At 47.1% G+C, this 435-nt stretch carries 1 protein-coding gene; it reads right to left on the bottom strand.

Going from position 1 to position 435, the window contains the following annotated elements; all coding sequences use genetic code 11:
- Positions 1–435: hypothetical protein (locus LI114_RS13750; protein ID WP_227221137.1), on the bottom strand; the 435-nt coding region annotated here is incomplete at both ends.

The following is a 435-nucleotide window of genomic DNA, read 5'->3' as shown; positions in this document are numbered from 1 at the left end:
TCGGCTCAGAGAGCGGCTCGTAGTATTCGGGTACTGTGGCAGGATCTTCGGAAATGTTGTACTTGAAACCCGGATATATCGGCACGCGGTAAGTGTAATCGCCGCCCATATCTCCATCTTCCGCCTGCTTGGTGTAGACACTGAAAGCTTTTCCTTCATTATCTGTCGGAGAAAGAGTGCCGACAAGCTCGCCGGCAGTCTGTATTGTGTGACCGTTCAGCACTACGTCGTCCTTTGCATAGATGTTGAAAACTACGCCTTCAAGCGGTTTGTCGCTGTCAGATTTTTTTATAACTGTCAGATCAACATTCTGCGGATAATTTACAATGTCAGCAGTTTCCGCAGCAAGTGCAATGCCTTTTTCAGCGGTCTTGTCTGCCGATATATCTGAAACGTAAGTTGTAACAGTATACGGCGTGCTGTCAAGTACATAAG

Source organism: Ruminococcus sp. 210702-SL.1.03, from assembly GCF_020559915.1.
Taxonomy (GTDB): Bacteria; Bacillota; Clostridia; order Oscillospirales; family Ruminococcaceae; genus YE71.
Note: the sequence above shows the minus strand (reverse complement) of the source record. Positions and strands in the feature narration are given on the sequence as shown.